The sequence below is a fragment of the Peribacillus loiseleuriae genome (assembly GCF_001183985.1).
Classification (GTDB): domain Bacteria; phylum Bacillota; class Bacilli; order Bacillales; family DSM-1321; genus Peribacillus; species Peribacillus loiseleuriae.
In genome coordinates, this window is the sequence record NZ_LFZW01000001.1 from 74,907 (window position 1) to 78,131 (window position 3,225).

At 52.0% G+C, this 3,225-nt stretch carries 9 tRNA genes, 1 rRNA gene and 3 other annotated features; all 10 genes read left to right on the plus strand.

Annotated features, from left to right (window positions below):
- Positions 1-417, plus strand: a sequence feature (23S ribosomal RNA rRNA prediction is too short).
- Between the two features lie 11 nt (positions 418-428).
- Positions 429-1,176: a sequence feature (23S ribosomal RNA rRNA prediction is too short), on the plus strand.
- 1 nt (position 1,177) lies between these two features.
- Positions 1,178-2,046: a sequence feature (23S ribosomal RNA rRNA prediction is too short), on the plus strand.
- 79 nt (positions 2,047-2,125) lie between these two features.
- The 10 genes from rrf to AC625_RS00405 all read left to right on the plus strand — a co-directional run bounded on the left by rrf (position 2,126) and on the right by AC625_RS00405 (position 3,078).
- Positions 2,126-2,241 (plus strand): 5S ribosomal RNA (gene rrf, locus AC625_RS00360).
- A gap of 12 nt (positions 2,242-2,253) precedes the next feature.
- Positions 2,254-2,329, plus strand: a tRNA-Val gene (locus AC625_RS00365).
- Positions 2,330-2,339: 10 nt separating this feature from the next.
- A tRNA-Thr gene (locus tag AC625_RS00370) sits at positions 2,340-2,415 on the plus strand.
- Positions 2,416-2,444: 29 nt separating this feature from the next.
- A tRNA-Lys gene (locus tag AC625_RS00375) sits at positions 2,445-2,520 on the plus strand.
- A 13-nt stretch (positions 2,521-2,533) separates the two neighbouring features.
- Positions 2,534-2,615: transfer RNA gene (locus AC625_RS00380), tRNA-Leu, on the plus strand.
- Between the two features lie 10 nt (positions 2,616-2,625).
- Positions 2,626-2,700 (plus strand) — tRNA-Gly (locus AC625_RS00385).
- A 17-nt stretch (positions 2,701-2,717) separates the two neighbouring features.
- A tRNA-Leu gene (locus tag AC625_RS00390) sits at positions 2,718-2,806 on the plus strand.
- A gap of 14 nt (positions 2,807-2,820) precedes the next feature.
- Positions 2,821-2,897, plus strand: a tRNA-Arg gene (locus AC625_RS00395).
- A 6-nt stretch (positions 2,898-2,903) separates the two neighbouring features.
- Positions 2,904-2,980 (plus strand) — tRNA-Pro (locus tag AC625_RS00400).
- Positions 2,981-3,002: 22 nt separating this feature from the next.
- A tRNA-Ala gene (locus tag AC625_RS00405) sits at positions 3,003-3,078 on the plus strand.
- Positions 3,079-3,225 lie beyond the last annotated feature (147 nt).

Below are 3,225 nucleotides of genomic sequence, written 5' to 3' on the forward strand. Positions count from 1 at the left end.
GCTAGCCTCGAGATGAGAGTATTGGAGGTAGAGCACTGATTGGACTAGGGGCCCCCAACGGGTTACCGAATTCAGTCAAACTCCGAATGCCAAATACTTATTCTCGGGAGTCAGACTGCGAGTGATAAGATCCGTAGTCAAGAGGGAAACAGCCCAGACCACCAGCTAAGGTCCCCAAGTTTACGTTAAGTGGAAAAGGATGTGGAGTTGCTTAGACAACCAGGATGTTGGCTCAGAAGCAGCCATCATTTAAAGAGTGCGTAATAGCTCACTGGTCGAGTGACTCTGCGCCGAAAATGTACCGGGGCTAAACGTAACACCGAAGCTGTGGATGGATACCGTATGGTATCCGTGGTAGGAGAGCGTTCTAAGGGCGTTGAAGCTAGACCGGAAGGACTGGTGGAGCGCTTAGAAGTGAGAATGCCGGTATGAGTAGCGAAAGAAGGGTGAGAATCCCTTCCACCGAATGCCTAAGGTTTCCTGAGGAAGGCTCGTCCGCTCAGGGTTAGTCGGGACCTAAGCCGAGGCTGAAAAGCGTAGGCGATGGACAACAGGTTGATATTCCTGTACCACCTATACATCGTTTGAGCGATGGGGGGACGCAGAAGGATAGGGTAAGCGCGCTGTTGGATATGCGCGTCCAAGCAGTTAGGCCGGAAACGAGGAAAATCCCGTTTCCATCAAGGCGGAGCTGTGATGGCGAGGGAAATATAGTACCGAAGTTCCTGATTCCACGCTGCCAAGAAAAGCCTCTAGTGAGATGTAGGGTGCCCGTACCGCAAACCGACACAGGTAGGCGAGGAGAGAATCCTAAGGTGTGCGAGAGAACTCTCGTTAAGGAACTCGGCAAAATGACCCCGTAACTTCGGGAGAAGGGGTGCTTTTTAGGGTGAATAGCCCGGAAAAGCCGCAGTGAATAGGCCCAGGCGACTGTTTAGCAAAAACACAGGTCTCTGCGAAGCCGCAAGGCGAAGTATAGGGGCTGACGCCTGCCCGGTGCTGGAAGGTTAAGAGGAGAGGTTAGCCGCAAGGCGAAGCTTTGAATTGAAGCCCCAGTAAACGGCGGCCGTAACTATAACGGTCCTAAGGTAGCGAAATTCCTTGTCGGGTAAGTTCCGACCCGCACGAAAGGCGTAACGATCTGGGCACTGTCTCAACGAGAGACTCGGTGAAATTATAGTACCTGTGAAGATGCAGGTTACCCGCGACAGGACGGAAAGACCCCGTGGAGCTTTACTGCAGCCTGATATTGAATTTTGGTACAGCTTGTACAGGATAGGTAGGAGCCTGTGAAGCCGGAGCGCTAGCTTCGGTCGAGGCGTCGGTGGGATACTACCCTGGCTGTATTGAAATTCTAACCCGCGCCCCTTATCGGGGCGGGAGACAGTGTCAGGCGGGCAGTTTGACTGGGGCGGTCGCCTCCTAAAATGTAACGGAGGCGCCCAAAGGTTCCCTCAGAATGGTTGGAAATCATTCGTAGAGTGTAAAGGCACAAGGGAGCTTGACTGCGAGACCTACAAGTCGAGCAGGGACGAAAGTCGGGCTTAGTGATCCGGTGGTTCCGCATGGAAGGGCCATCGCTCAACGGATAAAAGCTACCCCGGGGATAACAGGCTTATCTCCCCCAAGAGTCCACATCGACGGGGAGGTTTGGCACCTCGATGTCGGCTCATCGCATCCTGGGGCTGTAGTCGGTCCCAAGGGTTGGGCTGTTCGCCCATTAAAGCGGTACGCGAGCTGGGTTCAGAACGTCGTGAGACAGTTCGGTCCCTATCCGTCGTGGGCGCAGGAAATTTGAGAGGAGCTGTCCTTAGTACGAGAGGACCGGGATGGACGCACCGCTGGTGTACCAGTTGTTCTGCCAAGAGCATCGCTGGGTAGCTACGTGCGGACGGGATAAATGCTGAAAGCATCTAAGCATGAAGCCCCCCTCAAGATGAGATTTCCCATAGCGTAAGCTAGTAAGATCCCTGAAAGATGATCAGGTTGATAGGTCAGAGGTGGAAGCGTGGCGACATGTGGAGCTGACTGATACTAATCGATCGAGGACTTAACCTTATTGTTCTTGAAAAAAGCAAAAAACCTTCTTATTATCTAGTTTTGAAGGAATGATATTCCTTTATTGTTTGGTGGCGATAGCAAAGAGGTCACACCCGTTCCCATTCCGAACACGGAAGTTAAGCTCTTTAGCGCCGATGGTAGTTGGGGGTCTCCCCCTGTGAGAGTAGGACGCCGCCAAGCATTATTCATAATGGAGGATTAGCTCAGCTGGGAGAGCATCTGCCTTACAAGCAGAGGGTCGGCGGTTCGATCCCGTCATCCTCCACCATTACCATAATGCCGGTGTAGCTCAACTGGTAGAGCAACTGACTTGTAATCAGTAGGTTGGGGGTTCAAGTCCTCTTGCCGGCACCAGTTTCATTTACAGATTATTTGAGTAGGACGAGCCATTAGCTCAGTTGGTAGAGCATCTGACTTTTAATCAGAGGGTCGCAGGTTCGAATCCTGCATGGCTCACCATTTATATTATTTTGCGGGTGTGGCGGAATTGGCAGACGCACCAGACTTAGGATCTGGCGCCGCAAGGCGTGGGGGTTCAAGTCCCTTCACCCGCACTTTATCCATGCGGAAGTAGTTCAGTGGTAGAATACAACCTTGCCAAGGTTGGGGTCGCGGGTTCGAACCCCGTCTTCCGCTCCACTTTTCATTTCGTATATGCCGGGGTGGCGGAACTGGCAGACGCACAGGACTTAAAATCCTGCGGTAGGTGACTACCGTACCGGTTCGATTCCGGTCCTCGGCACCATTTTATATCTATACGCGCCCGTAGCTCAATTGGATAGAGCGTCTGACTACGGATCAGAAGGTTATGGGTTCGACTCCTTTCGGGCGCGCCATATAGACGGGAAGTAGCTCAGCTTGGTAGAGCACTTGGTTTGGGACCAAGGGGTCGCAGGTTCGAATCCTGTCTTCCCGACCATGAATACCCAAATACCTATTATGGGGCCTTAGCTCAGCTGGGAGAGCGCCTGCCTTGCACGCAGGAGGTCAGCGGTTCGATCCCGCTAGGCTCCACCAAAAAAATGTTGACAAATTATAAAAGGTTTGCTAACATGATGAAGTCGCTTCTGAGAGAAACGACAAAGATTGCTCTTTGAAAACTGAACAAAACAAAGCGCCAACGTTTAAATTTAAGTGAGTACACACTATAACAACAAATGAGCA